Origin of the sequence: Flavobacterium solisilvae (assembly GCF_012911605.1) — a bacterium.
Lineage (GTDB): Bacteria > Bacteroidota > Bacteroidia > Flavobacteriales > Flavobacteriaceae > Flavobacterium > Flavobacterium solisilvae.
In genome coordinates, this window is the sequence record NZ_JAAMPT010000054.1 from 1 (window position 1) to 243 (window position 243).

1 protein-coding gene is annotated in these 243 nt (G+C 35.8%); it reads right to left on the minus strand.

Features of this window, described 5'->3' with window-relative positions; translation table 11 throughout:
• Positions 1–243 (minus strand): hypothetical protein (locus G6042_RS00255; protein WP_169522313.1); only part of this gene is annotated, 243 nt, incomplete at both ends.

Below are 243 nucleotides of genomic sequence, written 5' to 3' on the forward strand. Positions count from 1 at the left end.
GCCTGTTTGAGCGTTTGAACCTAATAAAGAAAATAAGTCTATCGCATTTTGATTAGAACAAATAGTAAAATTAGCAACATCGTTTCCTGCATTTGGAACTGGATTTACGATTACAGTAATGGTTGCTTCATCGTTATCACATGGATCATTTCCAATTAAACTATAAGTGTAACTTCCAGACAAATCAATTGCTGGATTGAAAATACTTGTTCCACTAGCTAATGCTGGCGACCAAGTTCCACC